The sequence below is a fragment of the Nocardia sp. NPDC059154 genome, assembly GCF_042755705.1.
Taxonomy (GTDB): domain Bacteria; phylum Actinomycetota; class Actinomycetes; order Mycobacteriales; family Mycobacteriaceae; genus Nocardia.
The window spans coordinates 116065-139169 of record NZ_JBHZCS010000007.1 but is presented as its reverse complement, the minus strand read 5'-3'; the positions used below and the strand labels follow the sequence as shown (position 1 = coordinate 139169).

19 protein-coding genes and 4 tRNA genes are annotated in these 23105 nt (G+C 68.0%); 13 read left to right on the top strand and 10 right to left on the bottom strand.

Going from position 1 to position 23105, the window contains the following annotated elements:
• The first annotated feature begins 153 nt into the window (after positions 1–153).
• The 7 genes from ACFXN1_RS09040 to ACFXN1_RS09010 all read left to right on the top strand — a co-directional run bounded on the left by ACFXN1_RS09040 (position 154) and on the right by ACFXN1_RS09010 (position 7728).
• Positions 154–909, top strand: a complete 756-nt coding sequence (locus tag ACFXN1_RS09040; RefSeq protein WP_379397989.1) for a winged-helix domain-containing protein — start codon at positions 154–156, stop codon at positions 907–909.
• Entirely contained in the window at positions 909–1805 is an 897-nt protein-coding gene (gene mshD, locus ACFXN1_RS09035; RefSeq protein WP_379435781.1) for a mycothiol synthase, read from the top strand. The genes ACFXN1_RS09040 and mshD overlap by 1 nt, the downstream gene beginning before the upstream one ends.
• Before the next feature lie 229 nt (positions 1806–2034).
• The gene (gene pstS / locus ACFXN1_RS09030; protein ID WP_379463533.1) at positions 2035–3153 is read left to right on the top strand and encodes a phosphate ABC transporter substrate-binding protein PstS; all 1119 of its coding nucleotides are present in this window, start codon (positions 2035–2037) and stop codon (positions 3151–3153) included.
• Positions 3154–3267: 114 nt separating this feature from the next.
• Positions 3268–4239: a phosphate ABC transporter permease subunit PstC gene (pstC, locus tag ACFXN1_RS09025; RefSeq protein ID WP_356998922.1), complete on the top strand. Its 972-nt coding sequence runs from the start codon at positions 3268–3270 to the stop codon at positions 4237–4239.
• Positions 4236–5135, top strand: a complete 900-nt coding sequence (pstA, locus tag ACFXN1_RS09020; protein ID WP_379397983.1) for a phosphate ABC transporter permease PstA — start codon at positions 4236–4238, stop codon at positions 5133–5135. Before pstC ends, pstA begins: the two co-directional genes overlap by 4 nt.
• 12 nt (positions 5136–5147) lie before the next feature.
• A complete protein-coding gene (gene pstB, locus ACFXN1_RS09015; RefSeq protein WP_040854892.1) occupies positions 5148–5924 on the top strand; it encodes a phosphate ABC transporter ATP-binding protein PstB in 777 nt (258 codons plus the stop codon).
• A gap of 187 nt (positions 5925–6111) precedes the next feature.
• Complete coding sequence (locus ACFXN1_RS09010; protein ID WP_379435784.1) at positions 6112–7728, top strand: MFS transporter; 1617 nt, start codon at positions 6112–6114, stop codon at positions 7726–7728.
• 56 nt (positions 7729–7784) lie between these two features.
• Here the strand turns inward: ACFXN1_RS09010 and phoU are convergent, their stop codons facing one another.
• The 8 genes from phoU to ACFXN1_RS08970 form a co-directional block, all read right to left on the bottom strand.
• Positions 7785–8456 (bottom strand): phosphate signaling complex protein PhoU, encoded by a 672-nt coding sequence (phoU, locus tag ACFXN1_RS09005; protein WP_379397979.1) that lies wholly within the window; start codon positions 8454–8456, stop codon positions 7785–7787.
• A gap of 110 nt (positions 8457–8566) precedes the next feature.
• Complete coding sequence (locus ACFXN1_RS09000) at positions 8567–10720, bottom strand: LCP family protein (RefSeq protein WP_379463532.1); 2154 nt, start codon at positions 10718–10720, stop codon at positions 8567–8569.
• A 244-nt stretch (positions 10721–10964) separates the two neighbouring features.
• Positions 10965–12113 carry a tRNA dihydrouridine synthase DusB gene (gene dusB / locus ACFXN1_RS08995; protein WP_379435788.1) on the bottom strand — a complete coding sequence of 383 codons (1149 nt, stop codon included), beginning with the start codon at positions 12111–12113 and terminating at the stop codon, positions 10965–10967.
• A gap of 72 nt (positions 12114–12185) precedes the next feature.
• Positions 12186–13007 carry a hypothetical protein gene (locus ACFXN1_RS08990; protein ID WP_379435789.1) on the bottom strand — a complete coding sequence of 274 codons (822 nt, stop codon included), beginning with the start codon at positions 13005–13007 and terminating at the stop codon, positions 12186–12188.
• Positions 13008–13011: 4 nt separating this feature from the next.
• Entirely contained in the window at positions 13012–13785 is a 774-nt protein-coding gene (locus ACFXN1_RS08985) for an alpha/beta fold hydrolase (protein ID WP_379435791.1), read from the bottom strand.
• 156 nt (positions 13786–13941) lie between these two features.
• Positions 13942–14928, bottom strand: coding sequence for an acyl-ACP desaturase (locus ACFXN1_RS08980; protein WP_354830944.1), 987 nt, complete (start codon positions 14926–14928; stop codon positions 13942–13944).
• 210 nt (positions 14929–15138) lie between these two features.
• A complete protein-coding gene (locus ACFXN1_RS08975) occupies positions 15139–15723 on the bottom strand; it encodes a DUF937 domain-containing protein (protein WP_379397969.1) in 585 nt (194 codons plus the stop codon).
• Between the two features lie 134 nt (positions 15724–15857).
• A tRNA-Lys gene (locus ACFXN1_RS08970) sits at positions 15858–15930 on the bottom strand.
• Between the two features lie 1107 nt (positions 15931–17037).
• Between ACFXN1_RS08970 and ACFXN1_RS08965 the strand changes: the two genes are divergently transcribed.
• The 6 genes from ACFXN1_RS08965 (at position 17038) to ACFXN1_RS08940 (ending at position 19209) form a co-directional block, all read left to right on the top strand.
• Complete coding sequence (locus ACFXN1_RS08965) at positions 17038–17703, top strand: TetR family transcriptional regulator (RefSeq protein WP_379397931.1); 666 nt, start codon at positions 17038–17040, stop codon at positions 17701–17703.
• A gap of 92 nt (positions 17704–17795) precedes the next feature.
• Positions 17796–17868 (top strand) — tRNA-Glu (locus tag ACFXN1_RS08960).
• 35 nt (positions 17869–17903) lie between these two features.
• A tRNA-Asp gene (locus tag ACFXN1_RS08955) sits at positions 17904–17977 on the top strand.
• Positions 17978–18034: 57 nt separating this feature from the next.
• A tRNA-Phe gene (locus ACFXN1_RS08950) sits at positions 18035–18108 on the top strand.
• 105 nt (positions 18109–18213) lie between these two features.
• Positions 18214–18384, top strand: coding sequence for a hypothetical protein (locus tag ACFXN1_RS08945; RefSeq protein ID WP_379397929.1), 171 nt, complete (start codon positions 18214–18216; stop codon positions 18382–18384).
• A gap of 123 nt (positions 18385–18507) precedes the next feature.
• Positions 18508–19209 carry a polyprenol monophosphomannose synthase gene (locus ACFXN1_RS08940; RefSeq protein ID WP_354831630.1) on the top strand — a complete coding sequence of 234 codons (702 nt, stop codon included), beginning with the start codon at positions 18508–18510 and terminating at the stop codon, positions 19207–19209.
• Here ACFXN1_RS08940 and ACFXN1_RS08935 read toward each other — a convergent pair whose 3' ends face one another.
• Together ACFXN1_RS08935 and ACFXN1_RS08930 are read right to left on the bottom strand one after the other, a co-directional pair.
• Positions 19210–20739 carry an HAD-IB family hydrolase gene (locus tag ACFXN1_RS08935; protein ID WP_379435792.1) on the bottom strand — a complete coding sequence of 510 codons (1530 nt, stop codon included), beginning with the start codon at positions 20737–20739 and terminating at the stop codon, positions 19210–19212.
• The gene (locus ACFXN1_RS08930) at positions 20736–23105 is read right to left on the bottom strand and encodes a glycerol-3-phosphate 1-O-acyltransferase (RefSeq protein ID WP_379397925.1); all 2370 of its coding nucleotides are present in this window, start codon (positions 23103–23105) and stop codon (positions 20736–20738) included. The genes ACFXN1_RS08935 and ACFXN1_RS08930 overlap by 4 nt, the downstream gene beginning before the upstream one ends.

Sequence of the window (23105 nt, the reverse complement as noted above, 5' to 3'; positions counted from 1 at the left end):
GGACCGGACCGAACGGTTGCGACGGCTGGCCGGAATACGAGGGTGTCGGCCGAGACACGCTAATGTAGGCAGCGATTACCTGTGATGACCTGCATGAGGTAGTGGCGGACAATGCGGTAGCCACACACATGCCAGATGGGATGGAGGGCCCCCATGGAGCTGCTCCTGCTGACCTCCGACCCCAACCCCGAGTCGGTGTTGCCGTCGCTGGCGTTGCTGCCGCACCACGTGCGACCCGCGCCCACCGAGGTGGCATCGCTGCTCGAGGCGGGTTCCGCCGACGTGGCGCTGGTCGATGCCCGCACCGATCTGGCCGCCGCGCGGGGACTGTGCCGCTTGCTGGGCAGCACCGGATCGTCGGTGCCGGTGGTGGCCGTGCTGACCGAGGGCGGTCTGGTCGCGGTGAACGCGGACTGGGGACTCGACGACATCCTGCTGCCCGGCACCGGGCCCGCCGAGCTCGACGCCCGGTTGCGCCTGCTGGTGGCCCGCAACGGCGGGGTCGCCAGCCCGGAGAACACCGGCAAGATCACCCTCGGCGAGCTGGTGATCGACGAGGGCACCTACACCGCCCGGCTGCGCGGCCGCCCGCTCGACCTGACCTACAAGGAGTTCGAACTCCTCAAATACCTGGCGCAGCACGCCGGCCGGGTGTTCACCCGTGCCCAGCTGCTGCAGGAGGTCTGGGGCTACGACTTCTTCGGCGGCACCCGCACCGTGGACGTGCACGTGCGACGCCTGCGCGCCAAGCTGGGCAGTGAATACGAGTCGCTGATCGGCACGGTCCGCAATGTCGGCTACAAAGCGGTGCGCCCGGCGCGCACGGCCGGCAAGGGCGAGGCGGTCACCTTCCCCGACTCCGACGGCACCGACGACTCCGAATTGACCACGGCGAACGGCGCTCTCTGATGACTTCCTGGGCCGACCGCCTGCCCGCCGAGACCGCCGCGCAGGTGCGGGCGGTCCTGGAGCGCGCCACCGCCGCCGACGGTGTGGCACCGGTATCCGAACAAGCGGTGCTCTCGCTCGGAAATGATTCGCCCGCACGACATCTGGTGGACATCCGCGATGGCGCGGTCGCCGGGTACGCGAATCTGGTTCCGGCCCATGACGAGCATCCGGCCATGGCGGAGGTCGCCGTGGATCCGGCGGCTCGCGGAAACGGGATCGGCGCAGGTCTGGTGGCCGCCGCACTGGCCGCGGGCGGGCCGGGTGCGCGGGTCTGGGCGCACGGTGACCTGCCGCCCGCGCGGGCGGTGGCGGCCCGGTTGGGCTTGTCCGTTTCGCGTGAATTGTGGCAAATGCGAAGAGAACTGGCTAATTCGGAGCTACCGGAATTGGCCGTGCCCGACGGACTCGAACTACGCACTTACACAGGGCCTTCCGACGATGCCGAACTGCTGCGTGTGAACAGTGCCGCCTTCTCCTGGCATCCCGAACAGGGCGGCTGGACCGAGCGCGATATCGACGCCCGCCGCGCCGAATCCTGGTTCGACCCCAAGGGTCTGTTCATCGCCGTGGATCCGGCGCGGCCCGAGCGCGTCCTCGGATTCCACTGGACCAAGGTGCATTCCGACGAGACCCCGCCGATCGGTGAGGTCTACGTGGTCGGCATCGACCCCGATGCGCAGGGACGCGGCCTCGGCCGGCTGCTGACCCTGGCGGGTCTGCACTATCTGCGGGACCGCGGTCTCGGTGCGGTGCTGCTCTACACCGAGGGCGACAACACCGCGGCCGTCCACACCTACACCCGGCTCGGTTTCACCCGATTCCACATCGACGTCGCCTACTCGAGCGGGTCCTGAAATCCCTTCGGCAACAGTGCGGTTAATGTCACATCCGGTGTGCCGCAATCAGGGTGGGTTGTTCATCTCTCGTTCACCTGTGCTGGTCCAACTGTCAACCAGGTGCCCTTACGTTGCAAGTGGGCCGCAGACCGCTGCCCGGTGCGCTAGTTCGCAGCGAACAGCCGCCAATCGCGCCCGTCCGACCGTTGAGGGGTTGGACGTGCAATCGTGATTCCCGGAGGAATAGGTGAATCTCAAGCGCAGCAGCGCCCTGCTCGGTGTGTTGGCCGCGGCCGGTGCCCTGACTCTGTCCGCCTGTGGCAGTGACAACAACAGCACCGCCAATGGCGCCGCCAAAATCGACGTCGCGTGTGGCGGGAAGACCTCGCTGAAGGCCAGCGGCTCGACCGCCCAGAAGAACGCGATGGACCGCTTCGTTGCCGCCTACCAGGCGAACTGCAGCGGCGCCAAGCTGGACTACACCGGCTCGGGCTCCGGCGCCGGCGTGAACGAATTCATCGGCAACCAGACCGATTTCGCCGGTTCGGACTCGCCGCTGTCCGCCGACAAGGGCGAGACCGACAAGGCCGCCGCCCGCTGCGGCAGCCCGGCCTGGAACCTGCCGGCCGTGTTCGGCCCGATCGCCGTCGCGTACAACATCCCCGGCATGGACGACCTGGTCCTGGACCCGCCGACCCTCGCCAAGATCTTCTCCGGTGACATCACCACCTGGAACGACCCGCAGATCAAGGCCCTGAACACCAACAAGGCCGACAAGCTGCCGTCGGACAAGATCGGCGTGATCTTCCGCTCCGACGAGTCGGGCACCACCGACAACTTCCAGAAGTACCTGACCGCCGCCGGTGGCTACACCAAGGGCGCGGGCAAGGCCTTCAACGGTGGCGTCGGTGAGGGCGCCAAGGGTTCGGACGGCACCTCGGGCGCGGTCGCGAACACCAAGTTCACCATCACCTACACCGAGTGGTCCTTCGCCAAGGCGCAGAAGCTGTCCACCGTGCGCGTGCTGACCACCGCCACCTCCAACGACCCGAAGCCGGTCGAGCTGACCGCCGAGTCCGCGGGCAAGGCCGTCGACGCCGCCAAGGTCGCCGGTCAGGGCAACGACCTGGTGCTGGACAACAGCTCGATCTACAAGCCCACCACCGCGGGCGCGTACCCGATCATGCTGGCCACCTACGAGATTGTCTGCTCGAAGTACAGCGACGCCAACATCGCCGGGGCCGTCGAGGTGTTCTTGGCCTCGGCGGTCCGCAACGGCCATCCCCCCCTCCCCCACGCCGGCTACGTGCCGCTGCCGGACGCGTTCAAGACCAAGCTGACGACCGCGATCAACGCCATTCAGTGATCGCCTGATCGAAAAACCACGATGACCGTGCACGACGAAGCTGCATCCTCGGGTCTGTCCGTTTCGACCGACCCGAGGGATGACCGTGCCCAACTGCCGGGGGATACTGCGCTGATGCCGACCGAACCCAGCACCAAACCGGCCGCGGGGCGCGGCGCACCCACGAAGTTCGGCGCGGAGTTCGCCTTCCGCTCGGCGGCCACGGCCGCCGGCGGGATCATCGTCGCCGCCATCGCCCTGATCGCACTGTTCCTGCTGATCCGGGCGTGGCCCTCGATCATGGCGAACAAGGCGAACTTCTTCACCACCACCGAGTTCAACGTCAAGGACGAGAACAACCTGCGCTTCGGCATCAAGGACCTGTTCATGGTCACGGTGCTGAGCTCGGTGTTCGCGCTGGCGATCGCCGTGCCGATCGGTGTGGGCATCGCGCTGTTCCTGACGCAGTATTCGCCGAAGGCGCTCGCGCGACCGTTCTCGATCATCGTGGATCTGCTGGCGGCCGTGCCGTCGATCGTGTTCGGTCTCTGGGGTCTCCTGGTCGTGGCCCCCAAGCTGGGGCCCTTCCAGGACTTCCTGAACAAGAATCTGAACTGGTTGTTCCTGTTCTCCGACGGCAATGTCAGCATCGCCGGTGGCGGCACCATCTTCACCGCCGGTGTGGTGCTGGCGGTGATGATCCTGCCGATCATCACCTCCGTCAGCCGTGAGGTCTTCGGCCTCACCCCGCGCTCGCAGATCGAGGCGGCGCAGGCGCTGGGCGCCACCAAGTGGGAAGTGGTGCGCCTGACCGTGCTGCCGTTCGGCCGCTCGGGCGTGATCGCCGGTTCCATGCTCGGCCTCGGTCGCGCGCTCGGTGAGACCATCGCGGTCCTGATCGTGCTGCGCACCTCGACCAAGGCCGGCCACTGGTCGCTGTTCGACGGCGGCTACACCTTCGCCTCCAAGATCGCCTCGGCCGCTTCGGAATTCAGCTCGAAGCTGCCGACCGGCGCCTACATCGCCGCCGGTTTCGTGTTGTTCGCTCTGACGTTCGTCGTCAACGCACTGGCTCGGCTGGCGGCCGGCGGGAAGGTCAACGGATGACCACCACACTCGACAAGCCGATCAAGGCGCCGACCTTCCGGCATGTCAGCGTCGCCCGCCGGCTCAAGAACAATGTCGCCACCGGCCTGGTCTGGCTGTGCTTCGGCCTGGCCCTGGTGCCGCTGCTCTGGGTGCTGTACGTGGTGATGCAGAAGGGCGCGAAGGCCGTCGCCAATATCGACTGGTGGACCAAGTCGCAGAACGGTGTGCTGCCCGATCAGCACGCCGGCGGTGTCTACCACGCCATCTACGGCACCATCGTGCAGTCGGGCATCGCCGCGATCATCGCGGTGCCGCTCGGCATCATGGCCGCCGTCTTCCTGGTCGAGTACGGCCGGGGCTGGCTGGCCAAGACCACCACCTTCATGGTGGACATCCTGGCCGGTGTGCCCTCGATCGTGGCCGCGCTGTTCATCTTCGCGCTGTGGATCGCCACCTTCGGCAACCCGCAGAGCGCCTTCGCGGTGTCGCTGGCCCTGGTGCTGCTCATGCTGCCGGTGGTGGTGCGCAGCACCGAGGAGATGCTCAAGCTGGTTCCGGACGAATTGCGGGAAGCCTCTTACGCTCTCGGCATTCCGAAGTGGAAAACCATTGTGCGGATCGTGATTCCGACCGCCGCGCCGGGCATGATCTCGGGCATGCTGCTGGCCGTCGCCCGCGTCATGGGTGAGACCGCGCCGGTGCTGGTGCTGGTGGGTTACTCGAAGGCCATCAACTTCGATGTCTTCAACGGCAATATGGCCTCGCTTCCGCTGCTGATGTACCAGGAACTGTCGAATCCGGAGCCCGCCGGCCGCGAGCGCATCTGGGGTGCGGCGCTGACCCTGATCCTGATCATCGCGCTGCTGTACCTCGCCGCCGCGGCGGTCAACAAGCTGCTGACGCGGAACCGATAGAAGGAAAGACTGATGGCCAAGCGAATTGACGTCAAAGACCTCAATATCTACTACGGCAAGTTCCATGCGGTCGCCAATGTCGGGCTGACGGTGCTGCCGCGCAGCGTGACCGCGTTCATCGGTCCGTCCGGTTGTGGCAAGTCGACCGTGCTGCGCGCGCTCAACCGCATGCACGAGGTGACCCCGGAGGCCCGCGTCGAGGGTGCGGTGCTGCTCGACGGCGAGGACATCTACGGCGCCCAGGTCGACCCGGTCGGCGTGCGCCGCACCATCGGCATGGTGTTCCAGCGGCCGAACCCGTTCCCCACCATGTCGATTCGCGACAATGTGGTGGCGGGCCTGAAGCTGCAGGGCATTCGCAACAAGTCCCAGCTGGACGAGGTGGCCGAGCAGTCGCTGCGCGGCGCCAACCTCTGGAACGAGGTCAAGGACCGCCTCGACAAGCCGGGCGGTGGCCTGTCCGGTGGTCAGCAGCAGCGTCTGTGCATCGCCCGCGCCATCGCGGTGTCGCCGGACGTGCTGCTCATGGACGAGCCGTGTTCGGCGCTGGACCCCATCTCCACGCTCGCGATCGAGGATCTGATCACCGAGCTGAAGAAGGAGTTCACCATCGTCATCGTCACCCACAACATGCAGCAGGCCGCGCGTGTGAGTGACCAGACCGCCTTCTTCAATCTGGAGGCGCAGGGCAAGCCGGGCAAGCTCATCGAGATCGACGAGACGGAGAAGATCTTCTCCAACCCGTCGCAGAAGCAGACCGAGGACTACATCTCGGGTCGCTTCGGCTAAAAACAGACCTTCCGGCGTTCACGGCCCCTGTCATCTGGCAGGGGCCGTTCCGTTTGTGCAGGTGGGGAGGTGTAAGCAGCCGCTGTGTGGCGTCGGTCATATGGCCTGCCGACGATTGTGTGCAACCGTTAGTAACAGTTAGTCTGACCCTGTTGGTAAACCGATCGGTTTAGTAAGGAGGTGTCGGATGACCGTCTCAACGGCGAGCCCGGGATCCGGACAGGCCGCGGCGGAACTGCCGCAGCGGGCCAAGGTGGCGGCCCTGATCGCCATCTGTCTCGCGGAACTGCTGGTGGTCCTGGACAACACGCTGGTCAATGTGGCCCTGCCGTCCATGGCCGTGCAGCTGCAGGCCGACATGAGCGGCCTGCAATGGATCGTGGACGCGTTCACCCTGGCCTTCTCCGGCCTGCTGCTCGCCATGGGACACCTCGGCGACCGGTTCGGGCGACGGCTGTTCATGATCATCGGACTCAGCGGTGTCGCGGTCATGTCCGCCGCCGGCGCACTCTCCTCCGGCCTCGGACAGGTCATCGCGGCGCGCGCCGGCATGGGCGTGTTCGCGGCCGTGGTCTTCCCGGCCACGCTGGCGCTCATCACCAATATCTTCACCGCGGCCCGCGAACGCGCCGCAGCCATCGCGCTGTGGACGGCCATGGCCGGCATCGCCGTCGCCATCGGCCCGACCGTCGGCGGCTGGCTGCTCGAGTACTTCTCCTGGCACTCGGTGTTCTGGATCAATGTCCCCGTGGCGCTGGCGGGTATCGGGGCGGTGCTGGCCACCGTGCCGGAATCCCGTGCCGACCAGGTGGATCGGCTCGACCAGATCGGCATCCTGCTGTCCCTGGCCGGGGTGACCGCGCTGGTGTGGTCCATCATCGAGGCCCCCAAGCACGGCTGGTTCGCGACCGAAAGCCTTGCGGGCTACCTGCTTTCGATCGCCCTGCTGGCCGCGTTCGTGGGCTGGGAGCTGCGGGTGCCCGCGCCGGTGCTGAATATGCGGCTGTTCCGCAATCGCCGCTTCGCGCTGCCGTCGCTGGCGATCACGGTGTCCTACTTCTCGGCATTCGGCTTCCTGTTCCTGATCACCCAGTACTTCCAGGGCGTGAAGGAGCTCTCGCCGCTCGAATTCGGCATCCACTCACTGCCTTTCGCGGTGGCGGTGGGCTTCGGCGCACCCATCGCGACCATGCTGGCGCAGCGGGTGGGCACCACGGCCATGCTGGTGTCCGGGCTGCTGATCCTGGCGGTGGCCATGTACATCGCGGGCCGGACCACCGTCGAAACCCCTTATCTGGGACCGGTTGTGGTGTCCATGATCCTGATGGGCCTGGGCTTCGCGGTGGTGCAGGGGCCGGCGACCGAATCCATCATGGGCACGGTGCCGCTCGAGGAGGCGGGGGCGGGCTCGGCGGTCAACGACACCACGCGTGAAGTGGGCGGCGCGCTCGGGGTGGCCCTGCTGGGCTCGATCATGACCTCGGTCTACGCCGGGAAGATCGGCGGCCGGATCGACGCGATTCCCGCGCAGATCATGAACGCGCAGCAGAAGGAACTGGCGGGCAATACGCCCATCAGCATCATCGGGATCGTGAAGGCGCCGGTGAATCCGCTGCTGGCGCAGGCGAAGGCGGATCTGATCCATGCCATGAAGGTCGCGGCCATGCAGGGCGCCGAGGCCGCATCCTATGTCGCGGTCGGCACCCTGGTGGTGTGCGCGGTCATCGTGGCCGCGACGCTCCCGTGGCGCCCCGAACGGGGCCGATCGATCCTGATGGGCTGGCGCGAGTCCGGCGAGGACTGACCCGCACCGAAACGAGGGAGTTCCGGGGTCGCCCCGGAACTCCCTCGTTCGTCGTCCTAGATGCTTTCCTTCTCGGAGTCCGGGTCGGGCGGCAGCACGCCGGTGACCAGGAACACCACGCGACGCCCGATCTCGACGGCGTGGTCGGCGAAGCGCTCGTAGTAGCGGCCCAGCAGCGCCACGTCCACGGCCGCCGCCACGCCGAACTGCCAGTCGCGGTCCATGATCAGCGTGAACAGGTGCTTGCGCAGGTCGTCCATCGCCTCGTCGTCGTCGGTGAGCTTGGCGGCCCGCTCGGGATCGCGGGACTCCAGCACCTCCTTGGCGGTGGCGCCCATCTTGACCGCGACCCGGCCCATCTCGGCGAAGTAGCTGTTGACGGCCTCCGGCACGGCGTGCGCCGGGAAGCGCCGCCGGGTCATCTTGGCCACGTGCAGCGCCAGCACGCCCATCCGGTTCACATCGGCGACGATCTGAATCGCGCTGACCACCTGCCGCAGATCACCGGCGACGGGGGCCTGCAGGGCCAGCAGCGCGAAGGCTTTCTCCTCGGCCAGCTGGATCATCTCGGCGATGCGGTCGTATTCGGTGATCACCTGCTCCGCGAGCTCGAGATCGGCACTGAGCAGGGACTGGGTGGCCCGCTCCATCGCCGATCCGGCGAGCCCGGCCATGCCGCCGAGCAGATCGGCGAGCTCGGCCATTTGTTCGTTGTAGATGACACGCATGACTCAAGACATTAGTGCGGACCGCTGACCAAGTCACCAACTGCGGGTTAACCGTCGGTAGCGGTCGGTTCCAGCGCCGATGCCGCAGTTGTGGCCAGTGGGACGTGCGGTCACTTACACAGGTCGTCGGCGGCGTTGACGTGCTCGAGATCGGAGGGAAGTGTGACCGGAGCCGCACTGGGTCCGCCGGAGTCGCTCGGCGTGTCGGGCAGCGGCTGCCCGAAGGCGGTGGGCGCTTTCACAGTGCCGGTGAAATCGGAACCGGCGACCACTTCGACAATGCTGCCCAGCCCGCCCGCCGGTTCCAGGATGGCGCCCGGAATGGCGCTGGCCACCGTCCCGGCCTCGGCCTCGTGGCCGCTGGAATAGCGGACCTTGGTCCTGGGCGAGGTGCCGTCGGCATAGTTGCCGGTGCTGTAGATCTGGAAGCCCTGCGCGGCCAGCTTGGTCGCCGTGGTGCTCGCGATGCCCGCCTGGCCGGAGCCGTTGGACACCTGCACCGAGAAGGTGCTCGTATCCACCGCGGCCAGCTTCGGCTTGGCCACGGGCGCGGCACTGGCGCTGGGCGGGGGGTCGGTCTTCTTCTCGCCGGGCAGCGGCTGGTCGTCGATGACGGCGCGGAAGATGGCCTTGATATCCGATTCGCGCGGGATCTCGTTGCCGTAGGAGGTGGTGCCCGCGGTGGGGACGGTCAGGAAGGTGATGGCCCCGGCCTGCATCTTCTGCATCGAACGGCCCAGTGTCAGCAGGTCTTTGGTGGTGACGTTGTCCATGAAGGAGTGCTTGGCGAAGGCATCGATGAAGCCGTTGAGCTTGCCCGGATCGAAGAGCACCTTGCTCGACAGCGCACTGCGCAGCAGCGACGACAGGAACCGCTGCTGCCGGTTGATGCGGTCGTAGTCGCTGCGCTCCTCGCCGTACACGTGCCGGGCGCGCACGTAGTCCAGTGCGGTGGAGCCGTTCACGACCTGCTTGCCCGGCGTGGTGAGCACGGTGCCGAGGATCTCGTCGACCAGCGGCTTGGTGGTGCACACCTCGACGCCGCCGACCACGTCGACCATGGATTCGAAGCCGGAGAAGTCGATGCCGACGAAGTGGTTGATCTTCAGGCCGGACAGTTTGGTGATCACCTTGGTCAGGCACTTGGGCCCGCCGAGGGCGTAGGTGGCGTTGAGCTTGTCGCCGTCGGCGGCGGGGAACTTCTCGCCGCTGTAGGCGGCCTTGTCGTTGTCCCAGCCCTCGCAGACCGGGCGGGAGACATCCAGGTCGCGGGGGAAGGAGACGGCGACCACGCGGGCCCGGTTGGCCGGGATGTTGACCAGCATGACGGTGTCGGAGCGCGCGCCCTCGGCGTCGTCCACGCTGCCCGCGCCGAGGCTGCCGTTGGCGCCCGCGCGGGTGTCGGTGCCGACGATGAGGAAGTTCTCGTCACCGGTCTGGCCGTCGGCGTCGACGACGTAGGGTGAGTTGTCGTCGAGTGCGGAAACCTGCTGGAAGTTGTTGTCCTTGGCGCGCAGGTAGCTCCAGCCGGTGCCGGTCACGATGAGCGCGATGACGGCGACGAGGGCGAGCGTGGCACGGCCGGCCAGCTGCAGCCGCCGGTTGCGGCGGCGGCGCGTGCTCGAAACCCATTTGGCCGGTGCGGGTCCCACGGCGGCCGGGAGCGCGGTGGTCGGATAATCGGCGGGCGACTTGACCTTTCGCGCGAGCAGCGCCCGGGTGCGGGCGGCCGCGCCGGGTGCGGCCGGTGGCGGTGCGGTGTCGGTGACCGGGGGTAGTTCCACGGTGACCGGATCCGCGGTCGGGTCGGCCGGGCGCGCGCCGCGATTGCCGGGTGCGTTGGCGACCCGGCGCAGGTGGCTGGTGTCGCGCACGGTGCGCTGGGACCCGGTGTTCGCCGCGGGCTGCGCGCTGGTCGAGGCCGCCGGCTGTGATCCGGTGGCGGGCACGGGAGCCGGTGGGGCTGCCGGTTGCGGCGGCACGGGTGCCGAGCCGTTCGGCCCGGGGGTTTCGCGGCTCGCCTCGGCCGCGGGTTCGTTCGGAGTCTCCGGTTCGGCGCGGCGCCGGCGTCGGGTCTGGCGTTCGCTGTCCACGCGCTCGACCAGGTCCTGGACCGAAATGGATGCGGCGGCAGCGGGTTCGGCGTCGTCGGTGTGGCGGGAGCGGCGGCCGGTGCGCGCCGGATCGTCCCCGTCCGCGGGGTAGCGCTCCCAGGGGGCGCGACCTCCGGGTCGTGGCGTACGCCCGTACCGATCGTCACCCACCAACGAACCTCACTTTGCTTCTGATGCCGAGGGCCATGATAACGATTTCGCCACGACGGACCACTCGAACATATGTCCACCGCAGGTGAGGACGGTTTTTCCGCTTTTGTCGGGTATGTCGCACACCCGGGTGGGCACGCTTCGCAAAGTGTGCCAGGGCATCGCCACAACGCCCGGGAGCTGCGCCGGGCGGTGATCGGATCGAACTCGAAACAGGGAGCGATCAGCCGCCCCTGTAGCTGACTCAGCCGCCGCTGTGCATGACGTCGGCCGCGGTGGGCACGGTCGCGTCCTCGGGATCGTCGAGCCAGCCGTCGGGGAGGGCCACCTTGGTCTGCGGGGAACCCTGGCGTCCGCGCGGGCCGAGCGCGTCGGCCGGGAACGGCACGTCCGGCTCCAGCTGACCGACCAGATCCGCGATCTGCGCCAGGCTGGTCACGGTGGCGAACTGCCGGCGCAGCGCCGACCCCACCGGGAAGCCCATCAGGTACCAGGCCATGTGCTTGCGGATATCGCGCATGGCCTTGTCCTCGCCGTCGTGCTCGACGAGCAGCGCGGCGTGCCGGTAGAGGATCTCGCCGACCTTGCCGAGGGTCGGGCCCTCCGGAATCGGCTCGCCGCGCAGGGCGGCGCTCAGCTCCGCGAACAGCCAGGGCCGGCCCAGGCAGCCGCGGCCCACGACCACGCCGTCGCAGCCGGTCTCGGCCATCATGCGGAGGGCGTCGTCGGCGGTGAAGATATCGCCGTTGCCCAGCACCGGGATGCTGGTCACGGTCTCCTTGAGCCGGGCGATGGCGGACCAGTCCGCCTGCCCGGAGTACAGCTGCGCGGCCGTGCGGGCGTGCAGCGAAACCGCCGCGGCGCCTTCGGCTTCGGCGATGCGGCCGGTGTCGAGGTAGGTGTGGTGCTCGTCGTCGATGCCGATGCGGAACTTGAAGGTGACCGGCACATCGCCTGCGGCCGCGACCATTTCGCGCACGATCTCGCGGAACAGCCGCCGCTTGTAGGGCAGCGCCGACCCGCCGCCGAGGCGGGTGACCTTGCGCACCGGGCAGCCCAGGTTCATGTCGATATGGTCGGCCCAGCCTTCGCCGACGACGATGCGCACCGCCTCGCCGAGGGTCTTGGGGTCGACGCCGTAGAGCTGCATGGACCGCGGCGACTCGTCCGGCCCGAAGGCCATCATGTTCAGCGTCTTCTCGTTGCGCTCCACGATGGCGCGGGCGGTGATCATCTCGCACACGTACAGCGAAGTGGCGCTGCCGAATTCGCGGCACAGGGTGCGGAAGGCGACATTGGTGATGCCCGCCATCGGGGCCAGCACGACCGGCGGATCGAGCGGGTAGGGCCCGATCCGCAGCTCGGTCTTGGGGGCTTCGAGCGAGGCAGTCACGTCGTCCAGTCTCTCATCCGCGCGCTCGCGGCCAGAGCCGCGTACCGCCCGCAGTGCCTCCGGTCACACGGGTCACCACATGCGCAGGCCGCGGCGGCGCACCACGGCGACCGCGAGCACCGTGCCGACCAGCCACACCGCGAGCCCGACCCCGAGGTGGATCGCACTGCGCAGGTCGCCCGGCATCGAGCGGCCCAGGTGGTGGCCGAGGATGGCGCGCTGCTCGCCGTCGATCGGCGCGACGAAGTAGTAGAGCCCGTACGGCAGGACCAGGTGGGTCAGCCAGGGCAGCGTGCTGCGCCAGTCCCGGCGCGCGGCCCAGCGCTGCCCGAGCGCGCGGGGCGGCACCGCGAGCAGCGCCGACACGATATTGCCCACCCCGAGCCAGGCCAGGATCGGCAGCGCCACATCGGCGACCGAAACCCCGGCCCGCTGCATCGGATGCGCGCTGGTCTTGGCGGTGAGCACGGCCGTGGCCAGCAGCGTCGGCAGTCCCACGATGATCAGCAGTGCGAGGTTCTTGACCACCAGGATGCGCTGCACCGGCACCCCGGCGGCCAGGCTCAGCCGGGTCCGGTCGGCGTCCACGCCGAGCACATTCGTGGTGGTGACGTCGGCGAGCACGAAGGTCGCGAAGTAGACGCCGACCAGCACCACCCAGCCGTGCTTGTGCAGGGTGAGCGGCGAGATCAGCAGAAAGAGCCCGGACAGCACCACATTCGCGCCGACGCCCTCGAGCCACAGCGCGGGCGGGGTGAACGACCAGCGCACCTCGCCCGCGACCTGCCGCCACAGCGGCCGTCCGGGCTCGATCGGGCTGGGGGCGGGATGGCGGCGCTCGGTGTGGAACTGGGTGAGCGCGCGTTCCCGCACGGCCAGCAGGGTGCCGCGCATCGGTTCAGTCCAACGAGTCGACAAAGTCACCTATCCGGGCGGCCACGGCGCCGGGCAGCCGTCGTGGCAGATGGTGGCCACCCCCACTGATCAGATCGATTCGGGCACAGGGCAACTGCTCGCACAGTGCGTGGGAGGTGGAGATCGGCACGACCTTATCGGCGGGGTCGGCGAGGATCAAGGCCGGCACGCGGATGTCGGCGAGCCGCGCCGTCCACCGGTCCAGCGTGTCGAACATTTCCCGCTGTTCGGTCAGGAAACTGCGCCACACCGGACCGTGCCGGTGGTGCACGCCGGCGAGCAGCGCGAGCGCGGTCCCGGCGGCGGTCCCGGCCGGGCTGTGGTCGAGGCCCTTGCGCGCCAGCCACGGCAGCACCGACCACGCGGTCAATGCCAGTGCGGTGCCGGCGTACGGCGCGGCGAGCAGTTCGTCCCAGGCGGTCAGGCACCCGGGGCCCACGCTGGAGACCAGTACCAGTCCGCGCACCCGGTGCGGCGCGAGCGTCGCGGCCGCCAGCGCGACCGCCCCGCCGTACGAATGTCCGGCCAGGACGGCACTGTCGATGCCCTCGTGGTCGAGCCGGTCGAGCAGCCAGCGGGCATTGTCCTCGATGGATCCCGCCGGTTCCGGATTGTCACCGTATCCGGGGCGGTCCAAGGCCAGCGCGGTGAGCGATCCGGGCAGCCGGGCGGTGACCGCGTCCCAGTCGGAGCGATCGCCCGGTTGCCCGTGCAGCAGCACCACATTCGCCGTGCGGACCCGGGTGTCGAGGCTCATGCAGTCATGATCGGGCCCGTGGACCTGGACCCGGCTGCGGAATCCCGGTGAGCTTGCTGTGAGTCGCGCGCAGGGCGCGAAACGGCCCCTCCGGATCGAAATCCGGAGGGGCCGTGTCTTATTCGCTCGGAGGGTCCGGGCCGCAGCCCGCAGTCGCTAGCTGCCGGTGGCGGCCAGCTCCTTCTCGCGCTTGGCGGCCTCACGGGCCAGCATGCGGTCGCGCTGCTCTTCGAACTTCACGACGTCCTTGCCCAGCTTCTCGAGGAAGGTGCCCAGGCGCTCCCGGATCTCCTCGCCGCGCGCGGTGAAGTCGTCGCGCTCGAAGATCCGCCACTTCTTGAGCACCGGGTTCACCACCTCTTCGAGGTGCTGGCGCAGGTCGTAGATGCCGTGCTTGGCCATCAGCACGCCGTTGCGGCGGAAGTTGGGCATGCCGGCGCCGGGCATCTGGAAGTTCTCCAGGATGAGGGTGATGGCCTCGAGGGTCTGGTCGGGCGACAGGTCGAGGGCAGCACCGCACATGTTGCGGTAGAAGATCATGTGCAGGTTCTCGTCGGCGGCGATGCGCTGCAGCATGCGGTCGGCGATCGGGTCGTCGCAGACGCGGCCGGTGTTGCGGTGCGAGACGCGGGTGGCCAGCTCCTGGAAGGTCACGTACGCGACCGAGTAGAGGAAGCCGGCATTGTTCGACAGCTGCTCGAGTTCCTCGGTGGGCGAGGCGAACCCGTTGGTCATGTGGATCATGCGGGCCTGCTCGAGGGCGACCGGGTCGACGCCGCGGGTCACGACCAGGTAGTCGCGCATGACGATGCCGTGCCGGTTCTCCTCGGCGGTCCAGCGACCGACCCAGGTGCCCCAGGCGCCGTCCTGCGAGAAGTTCTCGGCGATCTCACGGTGGTAGGAGGGCAGATTGTCCTCGGTGAGCAGATTGGTGATCATGGCCGCCTTGGCGACCTCGCTCAGTTTCGACTGTTCCGGATCCCAGTCGACACCACCCATGGCGGCGAAGTTTCGACCTTCGTCCCACGGCACGTAGTCGTGCGGGTGCCATTCCTTGGCCAGGGAGAGGTGGCGATTGACGTTCTCCTCGGCAACCGGCTCCAACTCCGTCAGCAGCTCGAGTTGAGTCAGATCCTTTGCCATACGTGTGCCCTTCGTGTCGTGCGTCGTGCTGTCGTACCCTCGCCGGCCTGCCGCCGCGCCCATACCTTACGTGACCGTAGGGTGATGTGAAACTCACATGTGCGCCATTGCGGCGTAGGTGAGAGATGTCATATGACAAGCGGCCCACAGCGACGGGTGTATCGCCGCGGGCCGTGGTTCGTTAGCCGCACATCCGGTTGAGATGCCCGATTACTTCTTACCCAGTAGCCCGCCCAGCACGTTGCCGAGCACACTGCCCGCGTTCTGGCCGACCGCCTTGCCGAGTATGTCGCCCAGACCGCCGCCACTGTTTCCGCCGGTGGCGCCGCCGAGCAGACTGCCGAGCAGATCGCCGATCCCGCCGCCGGACTGGCCGGCCCCGCCGTCGCCTCCGCCCAGGGCCTTCTTGCCGAGGTAGGCCAGCACGATCGGCGCGAGCATGGGGAGCAGCTTGCCCATCAGGTCCTGGCTGATGTTGTTGCCGCCGACATTACCGAGAGCGCTGATCACCGTGCTCTTCTCGGCGCCGAAGGTCTGATCGACGATCTGGCTGCCGTTGGAGACGTCCACCTGATCCATGTCGACACCGCCGTCGAGCAGGCCGTGCGGCTGGCCGGCGACTTCGTTCTCCAGATTCAGTCCGACCTCGGGGTTGCCGGCCTGTGCCTGGAAGCCGCCGAGTAGCACGGGGACGGCCGCATCGATCGCCGTCTTCGCGGTCGCCTCGTCGACGCCGAGCCTCTCGGCGATCTGCGCGACCGGGACATTGGAGAGCAGGTCATCGAAGGAATTCATGAACTCCGCCTGTGGTGATGGTTCCCGGGAAAAGCTCTGCTCCGGTCACGGTAGGTGAACTCCGGGCAGATTGCTACAGATTCGCGGATGTGGCGGGGGCCCGGAGGTATCGTTCCGGGCCCCTCGCATGGGAGTGCCCCCACCAGGGCTCGAACCTGGGACCTGCGGATTAAAAGTCCGTAGCTCTACCAACTGAGCTATAGGGGCGTGCGGGACGTCAGTTTAATGGGCCGACCCCATAAGTGTTAAACGAGTATCCGATTGCACTCTGGCAGACGGTATTTGCGCAGGTCACGATGCGCCGTCGGGGTCCGGGCCGGTGCGGCGCGGGCGCGCGGCGGGGGACCGGTGGCGTCGGGGTGGGGAGTGACGCGGTGTGCCGTTGGGGTGACGGGCCGTGCCGATCGGCGGGGCTCGGGGAGCCGAGGCGGTCGGTTGGGGGGACGATGTGGCCCTGTGAGGGTGCGGACCGGTCGGTGCGGCACCGCGAGAAGGTGGACCCGGGGGCGGGTCGGGGTCGGCGCGGAGTGTGGGCGGGGTGGGGTGGCGGTGTGGTTTCGCCGTGTCCATTGCCCGATGGGTTCCGGACGGCCCGGTAAGCGGGCGCTGATTGCCGGTGCCGAGGGGTCCGGCAATCGCCTTGCCACTCAGTTTGTTTCGTTGCGCTGGAGTGTGAATATCATCCAATGGTGATGTGTGGCAAGCTATTTGGAGCGGGGGGGAAACCGGTCGGAGTCGGCGCGGGCGTGGGGGCGGCGGCTCGGCGGCGATGTGGTGTCGGTGTGGACAGCGCATCGCGGCGGCGATCGGCCGGCCGAACATCGGTGGGATATGGGCGAATTCGTCGATTCGAACCAATCATCCTTACGATTGCTGGGGAATTGCGGCATTCGATAGGGGGTGTGCTGGCTAACTGACTCTCCGGTACGCCTCACGCTGGGTGCGCTTTCCGGGTACGGTGACCGACTGGTGAATTCCCGAGAAACCGGGATTGCCCCGGCGGCACGGGATTCGGCTTATCGTTGATGTGCCCGAACGTGTCGCGACCGGTCTGGCCGATCGCGGCTCCAATACGATGAAGCTGCGGGGAGGCGGACCAGGACGACGTGAACGCCCGGGTGCGCACCCCTGTGGTGCACCCGGGCGGGAAAAACTATACCTGTTGGTGTGTTTCAAGTTTTTCGCGCTTTTTCGTACCGAAAGTTTGGTAATTCCGGGCGAAGCCCGTTTTGAAGTATTTGAAAGACACATAACTTTGCGTCGAGGCCGCGCGGCGGTCGGCGACGGTTAGCTAGCTTCGGAGGCGTTTCGAGCATGGCACGGCAGCAAGAGCGGGCCCGCCGGACACGCGCGGCGATCATCAGGTCCGCCGCCGTTGAGTTCGGGAAGAGCGGCTATGCCGCTGCTTCGCTCAACCGCATATTGGAAGGTTCCCGGGCGACCAAGGGGGCCATGTACTTTCACTTCGACTCCAAGGAGGACCTGGCTCGTGCGGTGCTGGATGCGGCGGTCGACCGCTATCGGGCATCGACCGAAAGGTGGCTCGCCAGAACCGATCTCGGTCCGCTGGATGTGCTGCATGGCATGATCGACGAGATCGCGCTGCGGCTGGAGAACGACATCATTATTCAGGCGGAGTTCCGGCTCATCATCGAGCCGGAGTTCTACCGCGACATCCAGGCCGGCGGCGGCCGCATCCTCGGGCGCGCCATCCGGCAGCTCGCGGTGAAAGCGACCGAGCACAAACAACTGCGCCCGGATTCGGATCCGGACCGGTTCACCCGCACCTTGGCGGCGGCGCTGGCGGGCCAGCGCTACATCTCCGATGTGCTGGCGGGACCGGTGGATCTGCGGGCCCGGTTCGCCGAGGCGCTCGAGGTGATCGTGGAAGCCACCACGACACCGGAGTGGACCGAGGAGTTCCGGCGCACCGGCTGGCGGGTGTCCGCCCGGCTCGAAGATCTCAACTTGGGACTCTGACCAGCTGATTTGGGAATCACGCGGAGCCTGTCATAAGCTATCTCCGCTCCCAACGGAAGCCGTTGAGCAAACGGTCCGGAGAAATCCGGCGGGCCCCCTTCGTCTAGCGGCCTAGGACGCCGCCCTTTCAAGGCGGTAGCGCGGGTTCGAATCCCGTAGGGGGTACAACGATGGAAACATCGTTGTCGGAGCAAGAGCAAGGCCCTGTGGCGCAGTTGGTTAGCGCGCCGCCCTGTCACGGCGGAGGTCGCGGGTTCGAGTCCCGTCAGGGTCGCAAGACTCCTTGCATGGCAAGAAGTGGTATAGCGTGGCATTCGAATCGGGTGCCTACGGCCAGGTAGCTCAGTTGGTACGAGCGTCCGCCTGAAAAGCGGAAGGTCGCCGGTTCGATCCCGGCCTTGGCCACCGGATCTGGAAGACCCTGTCCCTCGGACGGGGTCTTTCCGCATTCCCGGGCTCTCCGCGTGTTTTTCGACCTGTGGGTCTGATCTTGGTGGAATGCTGGACCCCATGGCTCAGGACAACCAGTGGTATTACTGCATCTCCCATCAGAAGGCGGAGCAGGGGAAGACCTGCTGGGTCGGCGATCGGATCGGGCCCTATCCGGATAAGGCGACAGCGGAGCGGGCGTTGGATATTGTGCGGGAACGAAATCGGCGCGCGGACCAAGAGGACGACTGACGCCGGAGTGACGGGGGTGACGCGCTGTTCGGTGCGCTCACGAGGCACTCAGGTTGACCAGGTACGGTTTCGTAGCCAGAAAACGACCAAGCGGGAGGGTAAGCCTTGAAGGTCACCGTGGTGGTGCCGACCTACAACGAGCGGGAGAACCTGCCGGTGGCGGTGGAGCGGCTGACCGCGCTACCGGTGGCCGACCTGCATGTGCTGGTGGTGGACGACAATTCGCCCGACGGCACGGGTGAGGTGGCCGACAAGCTGGCCGCCGACCTGCCGAACGTGGTGGGCGTGCTGCACCGCACCGAGAAGGACGGTCTGGGCCGGGCCTACATCGCCGGCATCACCAGGGCACTGGACGAGGGCGCCGACGTGGTCATTCAGATGGACGCCGACCTGTCGCACCCGGCCGAGGTCATCCCGGCCATGCTGGACAAGCTGGAGTCCACCGATGCCGGCGTGGTGCTCGGATCCCGTTATGTTCCCGGGGGTTCCACCGCGGCGGAGTGGAAGTGGTATCGCAAGGCGCTGTCGGCCTGGGCCAACTTCTACGTGAATATGATTCTGCGCCTGGGCGTGAAGGACGCGACCGCCGGTTTCAAGGCGTGGAAGGCGGACACGCTGCGCGCCATCGACGTGGCCTCGATCAAATCCAACGGCTATTCGTTCCAGGTCGAGATGAACTACCGGACGGTCAAGAAGGGCATTTCGATCGCCGAGGTGCCGATCCGTTTCGAGGAGCGCACCAAGGGCGCGTCCAAGATGAGCCTGAAGGTGCAGCTGGAGTCCGCGGCCATGCCGTGGAAGCTGCTGTTCGGTCGCGCTGTCTGACTAACTGCCGGGGCGGCTTTCGGGCCAGTGGAGCAGCGTGCCCACGAACAGCTGCCGGACCTGCTCCACCTCGGCGTCCATATCGGCCGGATCCCAGCCGCTGACATCGATCGGCGGTAGGACGGCCACGTCTACGACGCCTTTGCGCACCACGGCCGAATTGCGCCACGCTATTTCGCCGGCATTCCGGATCACCACCGGAATCACCGGCACACCCGCCTGCCGGGCAATGTGGAACGCGCCCTTCTTGAACGGCCCGATGCGCGGGGTCAGGGATCGGGTGCCCTCGGGCGCGATCACGACCGACAGTCCGCCGCGCAGGGTGTCGACGACGGGTTCCAGCGCGGCCTTGGCGGCCGCGGTGTCGGCGCGGTCGATGAAGGTCACCTCGACGAAGCGCATGAGGGGACCGAAGATCGGGTTCTTGGTGATCTCCCGCTTGGCGATGCCGGTGAATCCGGTGCCCAGCACCTCGGCCAGCACCACGATGTCGAACTGGCTCTGGTGGTTGAAGATGAACACGGCCGGGCGTGGGGCGCGGGCGTTCCCGGCGCCCACCACACGGACCTTCACTCCGGTGCCGCGCAGGGTGGTGTCCGCGGCGTAGGTCATCATCGAATCCGCCATCTGGCGGCGCTGTTTCGTGTGCGCCTTGGCGGCCACGCCGAACAGGGCCCCGCCCAGCAGACCGGTGAATCCGGCCAGGGTGCGGGCGTAGTCGGTGGCCCCGGGCGCTTGCCGGGGCCGGAAATGCAGCACCGGCCAATCCTTTTCGGCCGCCTCCAGCACGACGCGCGGATCGGGGTTCACCGCCACCGGGTGCCCGGCGGTCTGCAGTAGCGGCAGGTCCGCGGCGCTGTCGGCGTAGGCCCAGCTCTGGGTGAGGTCGATGTCGTGGGTGATGGCGAAGCGGCGCACGGCGTCGGCTTTGCCGTTGCGCCACAGCGGCTTTCCCTCCACGTGCCCGGTGAGCACGCCGTCCTGGACGGCCATGGCCGTGCACAGCACGTGCGGGACGCCGAGTTCCTCGGCCACCGGCCGCACCTGGTAGCAGGTGACCGAGCTGATCAGCACCAGTGTGTGCCCGGCCGCCTCGTGTTCGCGCACCAGCCGCCAGGCCTCCGGATAGATGTGCCCGTACACGCTGCGCGCGAACGCCTGTCGCCCGAGTTGGGCCAGCTCGTCCTCGGCTGTCCCGGCCCAGCTGTACATCAGCGATTGCAGGAAGCGCTCGTACTCGCCCTCGCTGCGCGCCCCGCGAATACTGCCGAGCAGGGTGGCGGTGAGCGCGCCCTGGGTGCTGCTGCGCCGCAGCAGTCGCCGGGTCAGCGGCGGCGGGTTGAATCCGTGGACGACGGTGCCGCCGAAGTCGAAAATCGCTGCGACGCGGGGTCCTTGCGGTCCGGTGCGCACGGCTTCGAGGGCCGCGCCGAGGTCCTGTGCGCCGACCGGGCGCTGGGTGACGCCGACGCCGGGCCGGAGCGGCAGTGCGGGCCGGCCCGCGCCGATTCCCCGGACCCGGTGTGTCATAGCGCTTCCAGGCGGTTGGAGGGGTCGAGGGTGGCGGCCCGGGAGATGCGCTGGCCGATGGCGCGCAGTTCGGCGGCGAAGCGGCTGCGGCGGGCGGCCAGATCGGCGGGATCGTCGGAGGGGGTGAGCAGGCCGTGGTTGTCGGCGAGTTTGATCGCGCTGCCGAACAATTCGGAGGACACCGATTCGGGGCTGTGCAGCCGTTGTTGCAGCAGCATCTGTTTGCCGACCTGCAGGCATTCGTCGATGAGGACCTTCTTGTCGACCTCGGCGACCGGGTCGCGGGCGGCCAGCCGTTCGGCCACCACCAGTTGCGCGTCGAAGAAGGAGCGCAGCACCCGGTGCGCCATCATGAACCCGGATTCGGCCAGCCGGGCCAGGATGTCGGAGCCGACGGTGCCCGCGGCGGTGCGCTGATGCCAGTCGTGGTCCATCAGCAGCATTTCCGCGGTGAGCTGGCTGGTGAATTCGGCCCGCTCCGGGAAGAAGAATTCGAACTTGAGCAGGTCGCGCAGCCGGAAGGCGGCCTCCCAGCCGACCCGGAGCTGATCGCCCTCGGGCGCCTCGACGGCGGTGAGGATGGACAGTTCGAGGATGGCGCGGTTGACGAACCAGTGCACGGCGCTGTTGCGGTAGAACGCGGCCTCCAGGTGTGCCCCGGCATTGATGGCGTACACCGGTTCCAGCCCGCCGCGGTACACGGTGACCACGGTGGCGACGGTCAGCTGTTCGAGCACCACGGCCAGCCCGTGGTCGTCGCGCAGCGCGTCGAGTTCGCCGCTGGGCAGGTTCCGGCGCTGGATGTAGCCGAGCACGGGCGCAATGGCGGCGCGCAGTTCGCCGCGGGTGAGGGCGCGCTCGTGCACGCCCAGCAGCACCAGGGTGGTGAGGGCGTTGACGGTGATCGGGGTGACGTCGTTGATGCCGACGGCGACCTCGAAGGCCAGCCGCTGCACGGCCAGGTGCTCGAGTTCGAGGGTCGGCTCGGAAGGCGGATTCGGGTGGACCGTCAGCGGATCGCCGTTCACGGCCAGCCGGTCGCGGGCCGAGAGCGGGGTCCCGAAGCGCACGTACACGCGCCCGGCCGAGTGCTGCTGGTTGCGCACGTAGCGGGCCAGCCAGGTCAGGCCCTCGGGTTGTTTGCGGCCGCCGGTCTGTTCGAGGGCGATGGCCCCGATCTCGTTGAGCCGCTCGTAGGTGATGGATACCGGCACCAGCATGACGTCGTCGATGCGTTTCGAACGCAGCGCGGCCGCAAGGTAATTCAGCAGTCCGTAGCGGGGCGGCCGGAGTTTGCCGGTGCGGGTGCGCCCGCCCTCGAAGTACCACTCCAGGTTGAAGCGTTTGGTGAGCAGGTAGGCGAAGTACTCCTCGACGACCGCCTTGTACACCTCGTCGTCGCCGAAACTGCGGCGGATGAACACGGTTCCGGTGCGCCGCGCGACGGGCCCGATCGGCCAGAACTTCAGATTGGCTCCGCCGACCACGTGATTGGGCGGAAAGTCGTTGCGCGCCAGGATGTCCCCGAGCACGAAGGCGTCGACGTAGGACCGGTGCGAGGGCAGGAAGACCAGCGGGTAGCGCCGGTTGAGCGAGCGCAGCCGGTCCAGCCCGGACTCGTCGGCATCGACCTTCCAGGTGGAGGCGTGCACGGGCCGCATGGCCTGGGTGAACAGGTCCGACACCAGCCGGCTCTGTGCCGCGACGAGTTCGCGCAGGCCCTTCTCGGCCCGCCGGTACACCTCGCGCGCGGGCACGCCGGTCTCCTCGGCGATGGCGTCGAGCCGCCGCAAGAATTCGGGCGAGTCCAGGATTTCCTCGACCACCAGCCGCGGCACCTTGTACCGGTCGCCGATGACGGCGCGTTCGGCGCGTTCCAGGGCGACGATGCCGGCGCGCACGATGGCCCGCCCGAAAGCGTCGGGCGCACCGGCGGATCCGGGATTGTTGGCGCGCAGCTCGCTGAGCCGGGCCGGTTGCCCGGTCAGCACCAGGTGCCGGTCGGGGGCCTTGCTGAGCAGCCGCCGCTGCATGAGCCGGTTGGGTTTGCGCGGGTTGGTGAGGGTGAGCAGGTCGCTGAAGGTGGTGCGGCGCACGCCGTCTCGCTCGGGCGGCAGCCACAGCACCCGGACCGGCACCACCAGCGGATCGTCGCTGCGCCCGACCAGCCGGGCGGTGACGGCCGCGGCGTCGAGGTCGAGCTGGGTGACGGGCGCGGCGGTGCCGAACTCCTGGGTGATGCCGCCCTCGGCCAGCCAGTGTCCGACGAGGGCGCGCTCCACCTGGGAGGCGGCGTCGACCAGGGCGACCACGGACTGCGGAGCGGTGAGCGCGGCTTCGGGGAGCCGGCTGTCATGATCGAGCAT